This is a genomic window from Vogesella sp. AC12, assembly GCF_024437575.1.
Lineage (GTDB): Bacteria > Pseudomonadota > Gammaproteobacteria > Burkholderiales > Chromobacteriaceae > Vogesella > Vogesella indigofera.
The window spans coordinates 498,673-514,737 of record NZ_JANFNU010000002.1; the positions used below are offsets into that span (position 1 = coordinate 498,673).

Sequence of the window (16,065 nt, forward strand, 5' to 3'; positions counted from 1 at the left end):
AAATAGAGTCAGGAATCGATTTTACGCTGATAAAAGCCGCTGTTGAAATAACGCTGCACCAGATAACGCGCCAGCACCACGCTGATGGCCGCCAGCGGCAGGGCCAGCAGCACGCCGACGAAGCCCATCAGCTCGCCGAAGGCCATCAGCGCGAAGATCACCGTCACCGGCGACAGGCCGATGCGTTCGCCCACCAGGTAGGGCGTGATCAGGAAGCTCTCCAGTGTCTGGCCGACCACGAACACGCTCCACACCAGCACGAGGCCGCTGAAGCCGTTGTACTGCAGGATGGCGGCCAGTGTCGCCAGCAGCAGGCCGAGAAAGGCGCCGACATAGGGGATGAACACCAGCAGGCCGGCAACGATGCCGATGGCAAGGCCGGATTCCAGCCCCACCAGCGCCAGGCCGCCGCCGTAGATGATGGCCATCAGCAGCATCACCGACAGCTGGCCGCGCAGGAACTGGCCCAGCACTTCGTCCAGCTCGCGGGCGATGCGGCCAACCTCCGGCGCCCAGCGCCGCGGCACCAGCGTGCCGACGCGCGCCACCATCCGGTCCCAGTCGTGCAGGAAATAGAACAGCAGCACCGGCAGCAGGCTGAGGTTGGCCAGCATGCTCAGCAGCAGCGCGCCGCCGTAACCCAGTTGCGGCGCCAGCTTGGCCAGCAACTGGCGCAGGTTGCCGGTATTGCTGCTCAGCGTGTGGCGCCAGCTTTGCGTGTCCAGGCTCAGCTTGGTGCCGAGCAGCTGGTTCAGCCATGGCAGCGCCTGCTGTTGGATGAAATCCACCACCGCCGGCAGCCGTTCCACCAGCGCATGGCCCTGGCTGACCAGCATCGGGATCACGATCAGCAGCAGCGCGAGGATGGCGAAAAATCCGGCAAACATCACGCAAACAAGCGACAAGATGCGCGATAAGCCGTGTTTTTGCAGGTAATCGACGGCCGGGTCGAGGATGTAGGCGAGCACGATGGCGGTGACAAACGGGGTCAGCACCGCGGACAGCCGGTCAAGCAGCCATACCGCGCCGGCGAGGGTAATAGCGACAATCAACCACGGAAGATAGTTTGTGCGGGAGCGTTCCATCAGCTTTTCAGTTAAAATACAGGCGCTTCGGGCCAAGAGCCCGTTTGCCGCAGCAGGAAAACGATCACGTTAGCAGAAAGCGAGTAGACCTTGAATACCACGTCCCTCAGTTACCGCGATGCCGGTGTCGATATTGATGCCGGTGACGCGCTCGTCGAAAACATCAAGCCGTTTGCCAAACGCACCATGCGTCCCGAAGTCCTCGGTGGCCTCGGCGGTTTCGGCGCACTGGTGGAAATCTCCAAGAAATACAAGGAGCCGGTGCTGGTTTCCGGCACGGACGGTGTCGGTACCAAGTTGAAGCTGGCCTTCGACTGGAACCAGCATGATACCGTCGGCATCGACCTGGTGGCCATGAGTGTCAACGACATTCTGGTGCAGGGCGCCGAGCCGCTGTTTTTCTTGGACTACTTTGCCTGCGGCAAGCTGGATGTGCCGCAAGCCACCGATGTGATCAAGGGTATTGCCCAGGGTTGCGAACAAGCGGGCTGCGCACTGATCGGCGGTGAAACCGCCGAAATGCCGGGCATGTACCCGGTGGGCGAATACGACCTCGCCGGCTTTGCCGTCGGCGTGGTGGAAAAGAGCAAGGTCATCACCGGTCGCGACATCAAGCCGGGCGACGTCGTGCTCGGCCTGAAATCCAACGGTGTGCACTCCAACGGCTACAGCCTGGTTCGCAAGATCATCGATCGCGCGCAGCCGGATCTGGACGCGCCGTTCGAAGGCGACAAGACCCTGCGCCAGGCCGTCATCGCGCCGACCCGCATCTACGTCAAGCCGCTCTTGGCTCTGATGGAGAAGCTGACCGTGAAGGGCATGGCGCACATCACCGGTGGCGGCATTACCGAGAATACCCCGCGCGTGCTGCCGGAAAACACCGTGGCCCAGATCGACGCGGGCAGCTGGGAGCTGCCTAAGCTGTTCCAGTGGCTGCAGGCGGAAGGCAATGTCGATGCCCAGGAAATGTATCGCACCTTCAACTGCGGTATCGGCATGGTGGTGATCGTGGACGTGGCCGATGCCGACGCCGCGGCCGCCTTCCTGACCGAGCAGGGTGAAACCGTGTCGCGTATCGGGGTGATCCGTGCGCGTAACGGTGACGAGCATCAGACCCAGGTTGCCTGAGCGCCTGAACTGATGTGACCGGCGCCGCTGGCACTGCTGGCGGCGTTTGTCATTTCTCGGGCGCAGCCCGAGCGAGTACTTATTGAATGTGGTCCTGCCCGTGGTGGTGCCCCTGCGCGGGCGCACCGGCTGCCGGCAAGACCTAGCTGAATTGCTGACATGAAAAACATCGTAATCCTGATCTCCGGCCGCGGCTCCAATATGCAGGCCATCGTCGATGCCGACATCCCCGGCGCCCGCATTGCCGCGGTGATCGCCAACCGTCCCGACGCCGCCGGCCTCGCCTGGGCGGCGGCGCGCGGCATCGCCACCGTCGGTCTGGATCACAAGCAGTTTGCCAGCCGCGAGGCGTTCGACGCGCAGCTGGCGGCCGAGATCGACGCCTTCGCCCCCGATCTGGTGGTGCTGGCCGGTTTCATGCGCATCCTGACGCCGGCGTTCACCGCGCGTTACGAGGGGCGGATGCTGAACATCCATCCGTCGCTGCTGCCGTCCTTCCCCGGCCTGCATACCCACCAGCGCGCCATCGACATGGGCTGCAAGGTGGCCGGCTGCACCGTGCACTTTGTCACCGCCGAGCTGGACCATGGCCCGATCGTGGCGCAGGCGGTGGTGCCGGTGCTGGATGACGATACCGAAACCACGTTGGCCGCACGCGTGCTGCAGCAGGAACACCGGCTGTATCCGGAAGCGGTGCGCCGCTTCGCCGCCGGCGAGCTGCAGATCCGCAACGGCCGCATCGGCGGTGTCGATGCCGCCGCCGCCGGTCTCGCGCTGCAGGTGCCGGTACTCTGAACATGATGTCCGCGCGGCGGCGCTGGCGGTGGCCGTTGTTGTTGGCGCTGCTGGTATCGCTGCTGCTGCACCTGCTGCTGTTCGGCGGTAGCTTGCTGTCTTTCGACGGCGCCGCATCGGACGAGGCGCCGCTGCGCAAGCTGAGCATTACCCTGCAGGCGATGGCGCCGGAGCAAGGCGATGCCTCGGCGCCGGCGGCGGTGGCGCTGGGGATGGTCGCCGCCATGGCGGATGGCGTGGCGGGCGATGCTTCGGCGCCGCCGTCGCAGGCGCCGCGGCCAGCCAAGGACGTCAAGGCCAAGCCGGCGCCAGGTAAGCCCGTCGCCGCACCGCCAGCGCGGTCGCACGCGGCGGCACCGCTGGCTTCGGCCGGTGGGGGTGACAGCGCGGCCGAGGCGTCGGCACCGGCGGCAGTCGCGTCACCGGGCGCGGTGCGCGGCGAACCGCCCGCGCCGAAGCTGGCGCGGTTTCCCGATGCCGCGCGGCTGGAATACGCGCTGCTGAGCAGCGGCCTGCAGCTGGGGCGCGGCGAGATGAACTGGCAGCGTAGCCGCGGCGACTACCGCATCGTCACCACGGTCAAGCCGCTGATCGGCCCGACGCTGCGCTACGAAGTGCACGGCGAGCTTGGCCGCAACGGCCTGCAGCCGCAACGCTTCAGCGCCAGCCGCAACGAGCAGCCGCGCGAATACGCGCAGTTTGACTGGGCCGCCGGCGTGCTTAACTACGGCGACAAGGAAGCGAAACAGGCGCCGCTGCAGCCGGGGGCGCTGGACTGGCTGAGCCTCGCGTTCGAGCTGGGCTTGCGCGGCGAGCAGCCGGGCGCGGCGACGCGGCAGGTAACCACCGGCAAGAAGGTGTACCAGTTTGCGCTGCAGCTGGCCGGTGAAACGGATTTCGAGGCGGGAGGCGGCACGCTGCGTGTGCTGGTGCTACGCGCCCGAAACGACAAGGATTTGTTCGAGTTCTGGCTGGCGCCGGACTTTGCCAATCTGCCCGTCCGCATCATGCTGGCGGATAACGACAAGCGCTTAGAATTGCGCGCGACACTGATTGAATTTAACGGTGCGGTAGTGTGGACACCACCGCCACCCCAAAGGTCTAGTAAACATGAAAATTAACCTGCAGCAATTCAACCAGATCGAACAGGTACTGTTCGCGATGGTGAAGTTCGACCGTCCGGCCGATGCCGTGCTCACCGCCCACTTCCGTGCCAACAGCAAGCTGGGCGCCACCGATCGCCACCTGATCGCGGAAACCGCCTTCGCCTGCCTGCGCCATCTGGAAACGCTGCGCGCGCTATGCGGCCAACGTGCCAACACCCGCAAACTGGCGCTGGCCACGCTGGTGCGCATCGGCGGCGCCAACCTGCGCGAGCTGGACGGCATCATCAAGGAAACCGAGCGTGAATGGCTGTCGTCGCTGAAGGGCGCACCGCTGCCGGAAGAACTGACCGCGCGTGCGGCGCTGCCGCAGTGGGTGCTGGACCTGCTGCCGCCGCTGGCGGAAGAAGAAGTGGTGGCGCTGGGCAAGGGCCTGGCCTCCGCCGCGCCGTTGGATATCCGCGTCAACACCCTCAAGCTGAAGCGTGACGACGCGCTGGTGCAGCTGCAGGATTCCGGCGTCGCCTGCGAGGCGACACCGTACTCGCCGATCGGCATCCGCCTGAAGGGCAAGCCGTCGCTGGCCAAGCACCCGCTGTTTGTCGGCGGTGCCATCGAGGTGCAGGACGAAGGCAGCCAGTTGCTGGGCCTGCTCACCGGTGCCCGTCGTGGCGAAATGGTGGTCGATTTCTGCGCCGGCGCCGGTGGCAAGACCCTGCTGCTGGGCGCGCAGATGGCCTCCACCGGCCGCCTGTACGCGTTCGACGTGTCGGAAAAGCGCCTCGCCAACTTCAAGCCGCGCATGGCGCGCTCTGGCCTGTCCAACGTCAACACCACGCTGATCGCGCACGAGAACGACACCAAGGTGAAGCGTCTGGCCGGCAAGGCCGACCGCGTGCTGGTCGATGCGCCGTGCTCCGGCCTCGGCACCCTGCGCCGCAACCCGGACCTCAAGTACCGCCAGAGTGCGGACAGCGTGGCCGAGCTCAACGCCAAGCAGCAGTCTATCCTCGCCTCCGCCGCGCGGCTGGTGAAGGCCGGCGGCCGGCTGGTGTACGCCACCTGCAGCCTGCTGCCGCAGGAAAACCAGGCCATCGTCGAAGCCTTCCTCGCCGCCCATCCGGCATTCGAGCTGGTGCCGGCCAACCAGGTGCTGGCCGAGCAGAAGATCGCGCTGGATACCGGCGACTATCTGGCGCTGCGTCCGCACCAGCACAATACCGACGGCTTCTTTGCCGCGGTATTGCAGCGCAAGGCCGGGGTGGCGGATGCCGCACTTGAGCCGGAAGCCGAAGCGAGTCTACAATAACCCATTGATTTAGTCGGGTATGAGCCCGGCGCGACCACTTGAAAAAGGAATACCATGTCGATCCAGGACACCATCCGTCAGACCGTGACCGAAAACCCTGTCGTGCTTTTCATGAAGGGCTCGGCGCAGTTCCCGCAGTGCGGCTTTTCCGGCCGTGCGGTACAGATCCTCAAGGCTTGTGGCGTGAATAACTTCGTCACCGTTGACGTGCTGGCCGATCCGGAAATCCGTCAGGGCATCAAGGACTACGCCAGCTGGCCGACCATTCCGCAGCTGTATGTCAACGGCGAGTTCCTCGGCGGCTCCGACATCATGTACGAGATGTACCAGTCCGGCGAACTGCAGGAAGTGCTGAAAGACCTGGCCAACTAAGCCGCGTCTGCTACGTTCCGACAGCCCGTGTGCCTCGCGCCACGGGCTGTTTTGTTTGGATGGGCGGCAGTGAGGCCGCGTGCAGCGGGGCGTTTGAAATGATTGTATAATGTCGCCCCATACCTCACGCCTGCACCGCCTGGTGCAGCCGGTTTTATCGATTACCGAAAGCGGTTTGCCGGAACCTGGTTCCGGGGCCGCTTTTTGCCAAGGTTTGGGATCCCCATGAACATTACCGTCGTCAATCATCCCCTGGTGCAGCACAAGCTCGGTCTGCTGCGCGAGGGCGACATCAGCACCATGAAATTCCGCCTGCTGACCCAGGAGCTGGCGCGCCTGCTGGCTTATGAAGCCACCCGCGATTTCGAACTGGAAACCGTCACCATCAACGGCTGGTGCGGCCCGATGGAAGTGCAGCAGATCAAGGGCAAGAAAGTGACCGTGGTGCCTATCCTGCGTGCCGGCATCGGCATGCTGGACGGCGTGCTGGACCTGGTGCCGTCGGCCAAGATCAGCGTGGTCGGCCTCGCACGTAACGAGGAAACGCTGGAGCCGGTGTCCTACTTCGAGAAGTTCGTCGGCAACCTCGACGAGCGCATCGCCATGATCATCGACCCGATGCTGGCCACCGGCGGCTCGCTGATCGCCACCATCGACCTGCTCAAGCGCAACGGCTGCAAGCAGATCAAGGCGGTGGTGATGGTGGCCGCGCCAGAAGGCGTGAAGGCCGTGAACGACGCCCATCCGGACGTGCAGATCGTGGCCGCGTCGCTGGACAGCCACCTGAACGAGCACGGCTACATCATCCCGGGCCTGGGTGACGCCGGCGACAAGATCTTCGGTACCAAACACGCCTGATGAGCCGTTGCCGCCGGCTTGCGGCCAACCTTGTGCGGGAGGATGTCGATGCAGCACAACGCCTATCAACAGCTGGAACATGATTTCCTGTTGCGCTTCCCGCACGGCTTGCAGGACGAGGCGTGGCTGGCGCTGGGCAAGAAGCACCGCGGCATCGAGCGCGTGCTGCAACTGTGTCGCGATGACCTCGGTGAGCCGCAGCTGCGCGCCGCCATCGACAGCGGCAATACGGCGGCGGTGATCGACTGCTGCCGCCAGGTCGTCAGCCGCTGCACTACGGTCAGCACTTTCGAGCGCATGGCCTTCCGCAACTATCTGGCGTTCAGCGACGTGCACCGCCCGTTCGTGGCGGCGCTGCATGCGCTGCTGTACCGCTTCGACGAGGCCAGCTTCGCCGATTTCGTCGAGGTGTTGCAGCTGTGCCGTCACGACGGCAAGGCCAATGCCGCCAAGTGGCCGCTGGTGAGCTGCTTTCTCGCCTACAGCGACCCGCAACGGCACGTCTGCATCAAGCCGACCACCATCAAGAGGTTGGCCGCACGCCTGGATGTCGACATCGCCTACCAGCCGTTGCCCAATTACGACACCTACCGCCGGGTGCAGGCGATGGTGCAGCAGTTCCGCGCGCACAGCACGCTGGCGGCGGGGCAGAACAACATCATCGCCCAGGCGATCATGTATTGCGCGGCGGCCTGATGTCCCGGCCGCGCGCGGCGCACGATTTCAACAACAATAAGGAAAACACAGCATGTTTCAACAACTGAAGACGGCGGTGTCTGGTGCCCAGATCCTGTTCGTCGCTTTCGGCGCGCTGGTGCTGGTGCCGCTGCTGACCGGCCTCAATCCGGCGATGGCGCTGCTGGGCGCCGGTGTCGGCACGCTGGTGTTCCAGCTGTGCACCGGCCGCCAGGTGCCGATCTTCCTCGGCTCCTCGTTCGCCTTCATCGGCCCCATCATCTACTCGATGCAGACCTGGGGGCAGGGCGCCACCATGTTCGGCCTGTTCTGCGCCGGCTTCATGTACTTCGTGTTCGCCGCCATCGTGCGCTGGCGCGGCATGGCGATGGTCAATCGCCTGCTGCCGCCGGTGGTGATCGGGCCGGTGATCATGATCATCGGCCTGTCGGTGGCCAACGCCGCCTCCAACATGGCGATGGGCCGTGCCGGCGGCAACCAGATCATGCCGTACGAGACCTCGCTGCTGCTGGCGGCGGTGTCGCTGGCCACCACCATCGTGGTGTCGATCTTCGCGCGCGGCATGTTCAAGCTGGTGCCGATTCTGGCCGGCGTCACCGTTGGCTACATCGTGGCCGCCTTCATGGGCATGGTGGATTTCGACAAGCTGGCGGCGGCGCCGTGGTTCGTGGTGCCGACCTTCGGCAGCATGGAGGTGAACTGGGCGGCGGCGCTGTTCATGCTGCCGGTGGCGATCGCCCCGTCGATCGAGCACATCGGTGGCGTAATGGCGATCGGCGGCGTGACCGGCAAGGACTACACCAAGTCCCCGGGCCTGCACCGCACCCTGGCCGGCGACGGCTTGGGCGTGTGTCTGGCCGGTTTCATCGGCGGGCCGCCGGTGACCACCTACGCCGAGGTGACCGGTGCGGTGATGATCACCCGCAACTTCAACCCGGTGGTGATGACGTGGGCGGCGCTGTTCGCCATCGCCATGGCCTTCTTCGGCAAGTTCAACGCGTTGCTGCAGTCCATTCCGATGCCGGTGATGGGCGGCATCATGGTGCTGCTGTTCGGCACCATCGCCTCCATCGGCCTGAAGACGCTGATCGAAGCCAAGGTCGATCTGATGGAGCCGCGCAACCTGGTGATCATCTCGGTGGTGCTGACCTCCGGCATCGGCGGGCTGGCGCTGAAGTTCGGCAGCTTCGAGCTGGTCGGCGTCGGCCTGTGCTCGGTGCTGGCCATCGTGCTGAACCTGATCCTGCCGCAACGCGCCGCCAGCCACGACGGCATCGTCGAAGGCCAGGACGTGTAGATAGCGGTTCGTGTAGCAGCCCGAGGTTGGCCGCAGGCTGCGGCCAACCTCGGCGGATGATGCGCTGCGGGGGAGTGCCGCCGCGCGTCGCCATGAAAAAACCCGCCAGCGATGGCGGGTTTTTTTGCGACCGCGCGGATCAGGCCTCGGCGCTGTCGTCCAGCACGATGCGCACGCGCAGGCCGGGCGCGTCCTGTTCGGCAATCGCCAGCAGGCGGTCGATATTGGGATGCTTGCCGGGGTGGGCGCGGGCATCGTCGGTGTGTTCGGCGTACAGCGCCAGGCCTTCGTGCGCCGCCGCCTTGTCGATGTGGCCGAAGTGTTTAACCAGCGCGTGATAGACGCGCACCGAGCCGGCGGTGCCCGGTTTGTTGTCGAGACGCTGCAGCGGTTCGCCGGCGGCATCCAGCAGCATCAGCGCGGCAATGCCGTCGATGGCGGGCAGGGTGGCGAGGATGTCGGCAAATTTCATGATGAATAAGGCTCCGTGGGCAAGATGTTTCGTAGAATGGAATCAGACCTTTCTCCATTCCCCGAGTTTACCCGACATGACGCGCCGCAAAATCCTGCTGTCCCTGTTTTTGCTGTTACCGCTGCTGGCGGCCGCTTACTGGTGGTGGCGGCCGGCAGAGGTGACGGTGGTGACACTTGCGACGCAGGACGTGGTGCGCACGGTGGTCACCAGCGGTCGCATCGAGGCCAGCCGCCAGAGCCGGCTTGGGGCCACCATCGGCGGGCGGGTGGTGGCGACGCCGGTGGCCAAGGGGCAGGCGGTGACCGCGGGCACGGTGTTGCTGCAGCTGGAGCCGGAAGAGCTGCTGGCGCAATTGCAGCAGACCCGCGCCCAGCTGGAGGATGCCGGCCAGCAGCAGGCCGATGCCGAGCGCCAGTTGCAGCGCCAGCTGGCGCTGTTCCGCCAGGGTTTTGTCAGCCAGGCGGCACTGGATGGCCTGCAGCGCAGCCGCGATCAGGCGCGGTTGCGGGTGGCGCAATTGCAGGCGCAGCTGGCGCAGTATCAGGCGCGACTGGCGCAGGCGCAGATCCGCGCCCCGGCCGACGGCGTGCTGCTGGAGCGCGAGGTGGAGGTCGGCGACCTGCTCACCGCCGGCAGCGCCAAACTCAGCTTTGCCACCGCCGGCCCGAAACACGTGCTGCTGGATGTCGACGAACGCCAGCTGGCGCAACTGGCCAGCGGCCAGCCGGCGCTGATCGCGGCCGACGCCTTTCCGGCGCGGCGGGTGGCCGGCAAGGTTGGCCGCATCGCGGCGCAGGTGGATAACGACCGCGGCACCTTGGAGGTGGAGGTGCTGCTGGGCGAGGACGGCAGCTTTTTGCTGCCGGGGATGACGGTGTCGGCGGAGATCGAGACCGCGCGCTTGCGCCAGGTGCTGCTGCTGCCGGCCGAGGCGGTGAAGCGCGGCCAGGTGGCGCTGGTGCAAGACGGCCGCCTGCAGCTGCGGCCGGTGCAGGCCAGCGTGGTGGTGGAGGGCAAGGTGCAGATCCTGCAGGGGCTGCGCGCCGGCATGGCGGTGGTGACCCCCTTCCCCTTGCTGGCGGCCGGCAGCCGCGTAAGCATCGTGGAGGCGGCGCCATGAACTTCGTGTGGACGGTGGCGTGGCGGCTGCTGCGCGAGGGGCGCTTCCAGACCGCGCTGATCCTGGCCGGGGTCAGTATCGGCGTCGGTGTCATCGTCTACATCACCGCCATCGTCAGCGGCCTGCAGGCCAACATCATCGACCGCACGCTGTCGACCCAGGCGCACGTGGTGCTGCGCCCGGCCGACATCGTCAACCAGGCGCCGTTGACGGTACCGGGCAGCGTCAAGCTGGCCGACATCGCCAAGCGCACGCAGCGCGAGAACACCATCGCCAACTGGAGCGGCATCGTGGCACGGGTGCGCGGCACGCCCAATGTCAGTGCGGTGGCGGCAATGGCCAGCGGCCCCGGGGTCGCGCAGCAGGGCGGCGTGCGCAAGTCTATCGTGCTGATGGGGGTCGAGCTTGACGACTACAGCCAGGTGGTACGGCTGGACAACAAGCTGCAAGCCGGACGCCTGCTGCTGCCGACCGGCACCGCGCTGATCGGTAAGGAGCTGGCGGCGGACTTGGGCTTGCAGCCGGGCGGGCGCCTGCGCTTGCAGACCCCGACCGGCGGCAGCCAGAGCATGACGGTGGGGGCGATTCTCGATTTCGGCCTCAAGGATCTCAACAAGCGCTGGGTGCTGTTGCCGCTGCGCGAGGCGCAGAACCTGCTCGGCTTCCAGCGCGATGTCACCGAAATCTACATCAAGAGCGAGCGCCTGTTCGAGGCGGAAAGCCTTGCGGCCAACCTTGCGCTGAGTACCGGCCTGACCGCGGACAGCTGGCAGTCCAGCAACGGCCAGCTGGTGACGGCGCTGAAAAGCCAGAGTGCCTCCAGCCTGATGATCCGTGTGTTCGTCACCTTTGCCGTGGCGCTGGGCATCGCCAGCGTGCTGGTGGTGACGGTGGTGCAGCGCCAGCGCGAGATCGGCATCCTGCGCGCGATGGGCACGCCGGCGTCGCGTATCCTGGCGGTGTTCCTGCTGCAGGGCGGCCTCGTCGGCCTGTTCGGCTCGTTGTTCGGCTCAGTGCTGGGGGCGGCGATGGCGGAGGGCATCAGCCGGCTGGCGCTGACAGAGGACGGCAGCCCGCTGTTTCCGGTGGTGCTCGACAGCGAGCTGTTCATCACCACCGCGCTGATTGCGACCCTGGTCGGGGTGCTGGCGGCACTGCTGCCGGCGCTGCGCGCGGCCAGGCTGGACCCGGTGGTGGCGATCCGTGGCTGAAATCATGACGCTGGAAGGGGTGAAGAAAAGCTACGGCGGCGGCAAGTCGCCGCTGGTCGAGGTGCTACACGGCATCGACTTGCAGCTGGTGGAAGGCGAGTTCGCCGCGCTGCTGGGGCCGTCCGGCTCCGGCAAGTCGACGCTGCTCAACATCATCGGGCTGCTGGAGACGCCGACTGCCGGCGAGCTGCGCATTGCCGATACCGCCACCGCCAGCCTCGACGACGCGGCGCGCACCGCCTTGCGCAATCGCTATCTGGGGTTCGTGTTCCAGTTCCATCATTTGCTGCCGGCCTTCTCGGCGCTGGAAAACGTGATGATGCCGCTGTTTGCCGGCCAGGGGCGCGTCACGTCGCAGGACCGGCAGCGTGCAGCCATGCTGTTGCAGCGCGTCGGGCTGGCCGAGCATGCCGCCAAGCAGCCGGTACAGCTATCGGGCGGGCAGCAGCAGCGCGTCGCCATCGTGCGGGCGCTGATGAATCGCCCGCGGCTGGTGCTGGCTGACGAGCCGACCGGCAACCTCGATACCCAGACGGCGAACGAGGTGTTTGCGCTGCTGCATGAACTCAATCGCGAGGATGGCACCACCTTCCTGATCGTCACCCACGACCAGCGGCTGGCCGATGGCTGTCCGCGCCAGATCCGGCTGCTGGACGGCCGGCTGCAGCCGGACGGGGTGGTCAGTCCAGCGCCTTCAGCCAGTGGCCGCTGATGGTGGCGAACATGGTCGGCACGTGCGCCACCGGGCCGGACAGGTTGAAGGTGTTGCTGTCGCTCATGAAATGGCCGTTTAGCGACAGCAGGTATTGCATGGCCGGGCCGAACAGCGTGCGTTCGGCTTCCTGGTGGCGCGACACGTTCATCTGCATCGCCACGTGCTGGCCGGAAAGGTGGAATTGCCCCTGATAGCGCGAGGTGGCATCGGTGCCCTGCAGCGAATGGTTGTCGATTACCCACTGGCCATCGCTGTGCTGACCGTCGCTGGTGGATACCGTGACGTGATAGATCCCGTTGATCATGGTGCGTCTCCTTCGAGGGGAAGATCTGCTGTCTGCCGGCAGGCAGCTACCTGTTTCAACTTAGACCACAAATCACGACAGATAAATCTGGATGCGGCCGCCAGCCTGCCGGCGCGACGGCAAAACAAAGCGGGCAGCCACTGGCTGCCCGCTTCGGGTGTATCTGTGCGCCGCTTCAGCGCAGGCAGTAAGCCAGCACCAGCCCGGCAAAGATCACCGCGCCGACGCGGTTGTTGTCGAGAAAGGCCTTGAAGCACAGCGCGCGGTCGCGGTGGCGGATGTCCAGATACTGGCGCCCGATCAGCAGCACCGACAGCAGTAGCGACAGGTAGTACGGCCAGCCGAGGCCGAGGCTGTGGCCGATGCCGGTCATCAGCGCGATGAAGGCGGCGTGGCACAGCATCACCGCGCGCACGTCGTGATCGCCAAAGGTGATCGCCGAGGTCTTGATGCCGATCTTCAGGTCGTCCGGCTTGTCGGTCATCGCGTAGGCGGTGTCGTAACCGATGGTCCACAGCGCCTTGGCCAGGAACAGCAGCCACGCCAGCAGCGGCACGGCGCCGGTCACCGCGGCAAACGCCATCGGGATGCCGAAGCCGAAGGCCAAGCCGAGATAGGCCTGTGGCAGCGGGAAGAAACGCTTGGTGAACGGATAGCTGGCGGCGAGGAACACCGCCGGCAGCGACAGCAGCAGAGTCAGGCTGTTCAGCGGCAGGATCAAGAGCAGGCTGAGCAGGGCCAGCAGCGCGGCCAGCAGCAGCGCCTCCTTGCTGCTCACCGCACCGCGGGCGAACGGGCGCTGTTTGGTGCGCGCCACATGCATGTCGATGTGGCGGTCGGCAAAGTCGTTGATCACGCAGCCGGCGGAGCGCATCAAAAAGGTGCCAAGGGTGAAGATCAGCAGCAGCTGCCAGTCCGGCTGGCCGGCGGAGGCGATCCACAGCGCCCACAGTGTCGGCCACAGCAGCAGCAGGGTGCCGATCGGTTTGTCGATACGCATCAGCTGACCGTAGACCGTCAGCCGCTCCTTGATAAAGTCCATGCTCATCACAGCAACTGCTCCAGTTCCGGCAAGAAAATTTCACAAACCAGCAGGCGCTGCCCATCCAGCTCGAAGCGGCAGCGGCGGGCCAGGTAGCGGCTGCTGCCATGAGGATCGTGCGCCTGTGCCAGTGCAAACAGTGGATGTCCGGCGTGCAGCTCGGCAAAGCTCAGCTCGCCGCGCCGCAGTTGCGGCAGGTCGCCAAACAATGTCAGCCCCAGCGAACGGCTGCCGCGCTCCAGGATCGGCCGCCACACCGGGCATTCAGGCAGGCACACGCTGCGCGCTACCACCACCGGCTTGCCGGCCAGCGTCAGGCAAACGTGTCTGGCATGCAATTGGCTATCTGGGGTAAGCTCGAACAGGGCGGTTTCGTCGGCATGAATCGCGTCGCTGCCTTGCTGCAGCACGCTGACGGCGAAGTCGTGGCCGCTTGCCATCAGGTAGTTGGTGAGCGAACCGCTGACGGTGATGCACTCTGCCAGCAGCGGTGAAGTTGGCGGCAACCGGGCCGACCAGTCAGAAAAAGGCGTCATGCGGCGCATTATGCCAAAACCCGTCCGATCCCGCCGCTGTTGCGTGCGGCCAACCTTGTGACCCCTGTGAGTTGTCGATGATCGAAACCTTCCTGTGGCTGCTGGGCTACCAGTTTGCCGGCGAGTTGCTGGCGCGCAGTCTCGGCTGGCCCATCCCCGGCGCCGTGCTCGGCATGCTGTTCCTGTTCCTGACGCTGTGTGTGCGCAAGGGCATCCCCGACACGCTGCGCCACAACGTGCCGCGGCTGATGACGCACATGTCGCTGCTGTTCATCCCCGCCGGTGCCGGCATCCTCGCTTTCTGGCCGCTGCTGGCCGAGCGACCGCTGGCGATGGCGGCGGTGTTGCTGCTGTCGACACTGGCGACACTGCTGGTCAGTGCACTGACGCTGACCTTGTTGTTGCATCTACAAAAAAGCAGAAAGGTCAGGTCATGACGCCGACACTCTATGAGTGGTTGCGCCAGTCGCCGCTGACCGGCATCTTCCTGACGCTGCTGGCCTACCGCGTCGCGCTGAGTGTCAGCCGCCGCTATCACGGCCATCCGCTGGCCAACACGGTGCTTGTCGGTGCCGGGCTGCTGATCGTCAGCCTGCTGGCACTGGGGCTGAGTTTCGACGAGTATTTCCGCGGCGCCAGCTTTATCCAGTTCCTGCTCGGGCCGGTCACCGTCGCGCTGGCGATTCCGCTGTACAACAATCTGGCGCGCCTCAAGCGCAGCGCCTTCGCCATCCTGAGCAGCATCGTGGTCGGTAGTGTCGCCGGCGTCGCCAGTGCGGTGCTGATTGCCGTTGCCTTCGACATGCCGCCGCAAATCGTGCTCAGCCTGGCGCCGCGCTCGGCCACCACGCCGATCGCGATCGGCGTGGCCGAGGCCATCGGCGGCATCCCCACCCTGGCGGCCGCCTTTGTCATCGTGACCGGCATCATCGGTGCGGTACTGGCCAAGCCGCTGCTGACGCTATTACGCATGAACGATGACGTGGTACTGGGTGTCGCCACCGGCATCGCCGCACACGGCATCGGCACCGCCCGCGTATTCCAGATTTCGGAAACTGCCGGCGCCTTTGCCGGTCTGGCAATGGGGCTGACCGGCTTTGTCACGGCGGTGGTGGCACCATTGTTGGTGCATTTCTTGCTGTCGTAATACACATGGCACAGCATATGGCAGCCAAACAATAAGACTAAGGAATGATATGGATCTCATCTTGTGGCGTCATGCCGAAGCCGAGGAAGGCTCTGACGACATGCAGCGCGCGCTGACCCGCCGTGGTCAGAAGCAGGCGAGCGCGATGGCAACATGGCTGCGCAAGCAGCTGCCCGACGATTTTGCGCTGTTCGCCTCCGAGGCGCTGCGCTCGCAGCAAACCGCGGCACTGTTTGCCAAGAGTTATGAAGTCGTGCCGGCGCTGAACCCGGATGCCTCGGTCGAGCAGGTGCTGAGCGCCATCGACTGGCCGCGCAGCGGCAAAACCATCGTGCTGGTCGGCCATCAGCCTTACATCGGTCGTCTCGCCGCCACGCTGATGAGCGAACAGCCCTTGCTGTGGAGCGTCAAGAAAGGTGCCATCTGGTGGCTCAGCCATCGCGAACGCCACGGCATCGAGCAAATTCGTCTCAAGGCGATGATGACACCGGCGATGCTGGGTATCGATTAATACGAATATTGCGCTTTATTCTCATGCCTGAGGTTGGCCGCAAGCACTGCGGCCAACCTTTTTCATTTTTCTTGGCGGCGGGGTGGCTGTGAAATCAACGGCTTGCCGCTTTTGTGCCAAAAAGTCCGCTGTCGGGTGTTGACGCGGCTGGCGGGCTTCGCTATAGTTCGCCTCCTCAGCTGACGCCGCAAACGAAACGCGACGCAGCACTGCTCTTTAACAAAACGAATAACCGATAGGTGTAAGTGTCTGGCTTAGCCAAATACTTGCACTGTCAAGATTCAAGAAACGATGTTTCTTTGAACTTGCGTGCCAAAAAATTGCTATGAGATTGAACTGAAGAGTTTGATCCTGGCTCAGA

General features: G+C 65.1%; 19 protein-coding genes. 14 read left to right on the forward strand and 5 right to left on the reverse strand.

What is annotated here, in order from left to right; genetic code table 11:
• Positions 1 to 8: 8 nt before the first annotated feature.
• Positions 9 to 1,088: an AI-2E family transporter gene (locus tag NOM55_RS06235; protein ID WP_370687866.1), complete on the reverse strand. Its 1,080-nt coding sequence runs from the start codon at positions 1,086 to 1,088 to the stop codon at positions 9 to 11.
• Between the two features lie 87 nt (positions 1,089 to 1,175).
• Here NOM55_RS06235 and purM point away from each other — a divergent pair, with 87 nt between their 5' ends.
• The 8 genes from purM to NOM55_RS06275 all read left to right on the forward strand — a co-directional run bounded on the left by purM (position 1,176) and on the right by NOM55_RS06275 (position 8,643).
• A complete protein-coding gene (purM, locus tag NOM55_RS06240) occupies positions 1,176 to 2,213 on the forward strand; it encodes a phosphoribosylformylglycinamidine cyclo-ligase (RefSeq protein WP_255907898.1) in 1,038 nt (345 codons plus the stop codon).
• Positions 2,214 to 2,372: 159 nt separating this feature from the next.
• On the forward strand, positions 2,373 to 3,008 hold the full coding sequence (gene purN, locus NOM55_RS06245; RefSeq protein ID WP_047967373.1) for a phosphoribosylglycinamide formyltransferase: 636 nt from the start codon (positions 2,373 to 2,375) through the stop codon (positions 3,006 to 3,008).
• Positions 3,009 to 3,046: 38 nt separating this feature from the next.
• Entirely contained in the window at positions 3,047 to 4,129 is a 1,083-nt protein-coding gene (locus NOM55_RS06250) for a DUF3108 domain-containing protein (protein WP_255907900.1), read from the forward strand.
• Positions 4,125 to 5,420: an RsmB/NOP family class I SAM-dependent RNA methyltransferase gene (locus NOM55_RS06255; RefSeq protein ID WP_370687867.1), complete on the forward strand. Its 1,296-nt coding sequence runs from the start codon at positions 4,125 to 4,127 to the stop codon at positions 5,418 to 5,420. Before NOM55_RS06250 ends, NOM55_RS06255 begins: the two co-directional genes overlap by 5 nt.
• Positions 5,421 to 5,474: 54 nt before the next feature.
• Complete coding sequence (gene grxD / locus NOM55_RS06260) at positions 5,475 to 5,792, forward strand: Grx4 family monothiol glutaredoxin (RefSeq protein WP_255907902.1); 318 nt, start codon at positions 5,475 to 5,477, stop codon at positions 5,790 to 5,792.
• 225 nt (positions 5,793 to 6,017) lie between these two features.
• The gene (gene upp, locus NOM55_RS06265) at positions 6,018 to 6,650 is read left to right on the forward strand and encodes a uracil phosphoribosyltransferase (RefSeq protein ID WP_189372712.1); all 633 of its coding nucleotides are present in this window, start codon (positions 6,018 to 6,020) and stop codon (positions 6,648 to 6,650) included.
• Positions 6,651 to 6,698: 48 nt separating this feature from the next.
• Complete coding sequence (locus NOM55_RS06270) at positions 6,699 to 7,346, forward strand: hypothetical protein (protein WP_255907903.1); 648 nt, start codon at positions 6,699 to 6,701, stop codon at positions 7,344 to 7,346.
• A 52-nt stretch (positions 7,347 to 7,398) separates the two neighbouring features.
• Entirely contained in the window at positions 7,399 to 8,643 is a 1,245-nt protein-coding gene (locus NOM55_RS06275) for a uracil-xanthine permease family protein (protein ID WP_255907904.1), read from the forward strand.
• Positions 8,644 to 8,782: 139 nt separating this feature from the next.
• Here NOM55_RS06275 and NOM55_RS06280 read toward each other — a convergent pair whose 3' ends face one another.
• Positions 8,783 to 9,115 carry a DUF2322 family protein gene (locus tag NOM55_RS06280; RefSeq protein WP_255907905.1) on the reverse strand — a complete coding sequence of 111 codons (333 nt, stop codon included), beginning with the start codon at positions 9,113 to 9,115 and terminating at the stop codon, positions 8,783 to 8,785.
• A 76-nt stretch (positions 9,116 to 9,191) separates the two neighbouring features.
• On the opposite strand from NOM55_RS06280, the gene NOM55_RS06285 reads away from it, so the two are divergent.
• The 3 genes from NOM55_RS06285 to NOM55_RS06295 are packed head-to-tail and all read left to right on the forward strand — an operon-like array spanning position 9,192 to position 12,161.
• Positions 9,192 to 10,238 carry an efflux RND transporter periplasmic adaptor subunit gene (locus tag NOM55_RS06285; protein ID WP_255907906.1) on the forward strand — a complete coding sequence of 349 codons (1,047 nt, stop codon included), beginning with the start codon at positions 9,192 to 9,194 and terminating at the stop codon, positions 10,236 to 10,238.
• Positions 10,235 to 11,449, forward strand: a complete 1,215-nt coding sequence (locus NOM55_RS06290; protein WP_255907907.1) for an FtsX-like permease family protein — start codon at positions 10,235 to 10,237, stop codon at positions 11,447 to 11,449. Before NOM55_RS06285 ends, NOM55_RS06290 begins: the two co-directional genes overlap by 4 nt.
• A complete protein-coding gene (locus NOM55_RS06295; RefSeq protein ID WP_255907908.1) occupies positions 11,442 to 12,161 on the forward strand; it encodes an ABC transporter ATP-binding protein in 720 nt (239 codons plus the stop codon). Before NOM55_RS06290 ends, NOM55_RS06295 begins: the two co-directional genes overlap by 8 nt.
• Here NOM55_RS06295 and NOM55_RS06300 read toward each other — a convergent pair.
• From NOM55_RS06300 to NOM55_RS06310, 3 genes are all read right to left on the reverse strand, one after another.
• Entirely contained in the window at positions 12,130 to 12,468 is a 339-nt protein-coding gene (locus NOM55_RS06300; protein WP_047968465.1) for a GrlR family regulatory protein, read from the reverse strand. The two genes, NOM55_RS06295 and NOM55_RS06300, sit on opposite strands and share 32 nt — an antisense overlap.
• Positions 12,469 to 12,643: 175 nt before the next feature.
• Positions 12,644 to 13,516 carry a 4-hydroxybenzoate octaprenyltransferase gene (gene ubiA / locus NOM55_RS06305; protein WP_370687862.1) on the reverse strand — a complete coding sequence of 291 codons (873 nt, stop codon included), beginning with the start codon at positions 13,514 to 13,516 and terminating at the stop codon, positions 12,644 to 12,646.
• A complete protein-coding gene (locus NOM55_RS06310) occupies positions 13,516 to 14,046 on the reverse strand; it encodes a chorismate lyase (RefSeq protein WP_255907909.1) in 531 nt (176 codons plus the stop codon). Before NOM55_RS06310 ends, ubiA begins: the two co-directional genes overlap by 1 nt.
• Before the next feature lie 77 nt (positions 14,047 to 14,123).
• Here NOM55_RS06310 and NOM55_RS06315 point away from each other — a divergent pair, with 77 nt between their 5' ends.
• From NOM55_RS06315 to NOM55_RS06325, 3 genes are read left to right on the forward strand one after another with little or no spacing between them, the layout of a single operon-like run.
• Positions 14,124 to 14,483 carry a CidA/LrgA family protein gene (locus NOM55_RS06315; protein ID WP_255907910.1) on the forward strand — a complete coding sequence of 120 codons (360 nt, stop codon included), beginning with the start codon at positions 14,124 to 14,126 and terminating at the stop codon, positions 14,481 to 14,483.
• Complete coding sequence (locus NOM55_RS06320; RefSeq protein ID WP_255907911.1) at positions 14,480 to 15,193, forward strand: LrgB family protein; 714 nt, start codon at positions 14,480 to 14,482, stop codon at positions 15,191 to 15,193. The genes NOM55_RS06315 and NOM55_RS06320 overlap by 4 nt, the downstream gene beginning before the upstream one ends.
• Before the next feature lie 49 nt (positions 15,194 to 15,242).
• Complete coding sequence (locus NOM55_RS06325) at positions 15,243 to 15,704, forward strand: histidine phosphatase family protein (RefSeq protein ID WP_255907912.1); 462 nt, start codon at positions 15,243 to 15,245, stop codon at positions 15,702 to 15,704.
• Positions 15,705 to 16,065 lie beyond the last annotated feature (361 nt).

Bases quoted from the DNA above. Each gene is read 5' to 3' on its own strand.
- purN (WP_047967373.1), top strand. From the start codon at position 2,373: ATGAAAAACATCGTAATCCTGATCTCCGGCCGCGGCTCCAATATGCAG.
- grxD (WP_255907902.1), top strand. From the start codon at position 5,475: ATGTCGATCCAGGACACCATCCGTCAGACCGTGACCGAAAACCCTGTC.
- upp (WP_189372712.1), top strand. From the start codon at position 6,018: ATGAACATTACCGTCGTCAATCATCCCCTGGTGCAGCACAAGCTCGGT.
- NOM55_RS06270 (WP_255907903.1), top strand. From the start codon at position 6,699: ATGCAGCACAACGCCTATCAACAGCTGGAACATGATTTCCTGTTGCGC.
- NOM55_RS06275 (WP_255907904.1), top strand. From the start codon at position 7,399: ATGTTTCAACAACTGAAGACGGCGGTGTCTGGTGCCCAGATCCTGTTC.
- NOM55_RS06280 (WP_255907905.1), bottom strand. From the start codon at position 9,115: ATGAAATTTGCCGACATCCTCGCCACCCTGCCCGCCATCGACGGCATT.
- NOM55_RS06285 (WP_255907906.1), top strand. From the start codon at position 9,192: ATGACGCGCCGCAAAATCCTGCTGTCCCTGTTTTTGCTGTTACCGCTG.
- NOM55_RS06290 (WP_255907907.1), top strand. From the start codon at position 10,235: ATGAACTTCGTGTGGACGGTGGCGTGGCGGCTGCTGCGCGAGGGGCGC.
- NOM55_RS06300 (WP_047968465.1), bottom strand. From the start codon at position 12,468: ATGATCAACGGGATCTATCACGTCACGGTATCCACCAGCGACGGTCAG.
- ubiA (WP_370687862.1), bottom strand. From the start codon at position 13,516: ATGAGCATGGACTTTATCAAGGAGCGGCTGACGGTCTACGGTCAGCTG.
- NOM55_RS06310 (WP_255907909.1), bottom strand. From the start codon at position 14,046: ATGACGCCTTTTTCTGACTGGTCGGCCCGGTTGCCGCCAACTTCACCG.
- NOM55_RS06315 (WP_255907910.1), top strand. From the start codon at position 14,124: ATGATCGAAACCTTCCTGTGGCTGCTGGGCTACCAGTTTGCCGGCGAG.
- NOM55_RS06320 (WP_255907911.1), top strand. From the start codon at position 14,480: ATGACGCCGACACTCTATGAGTGGTTGCGCCAGTCGCCGCTGACCGGC.
- NOM55_RS06325 (WP_255907912.1), top strand. From the start codon at position 15,243: ATGGATCTCATCTTGTGGCGTCATGCCGAAGCCGAGGAAGGCTCTGAC.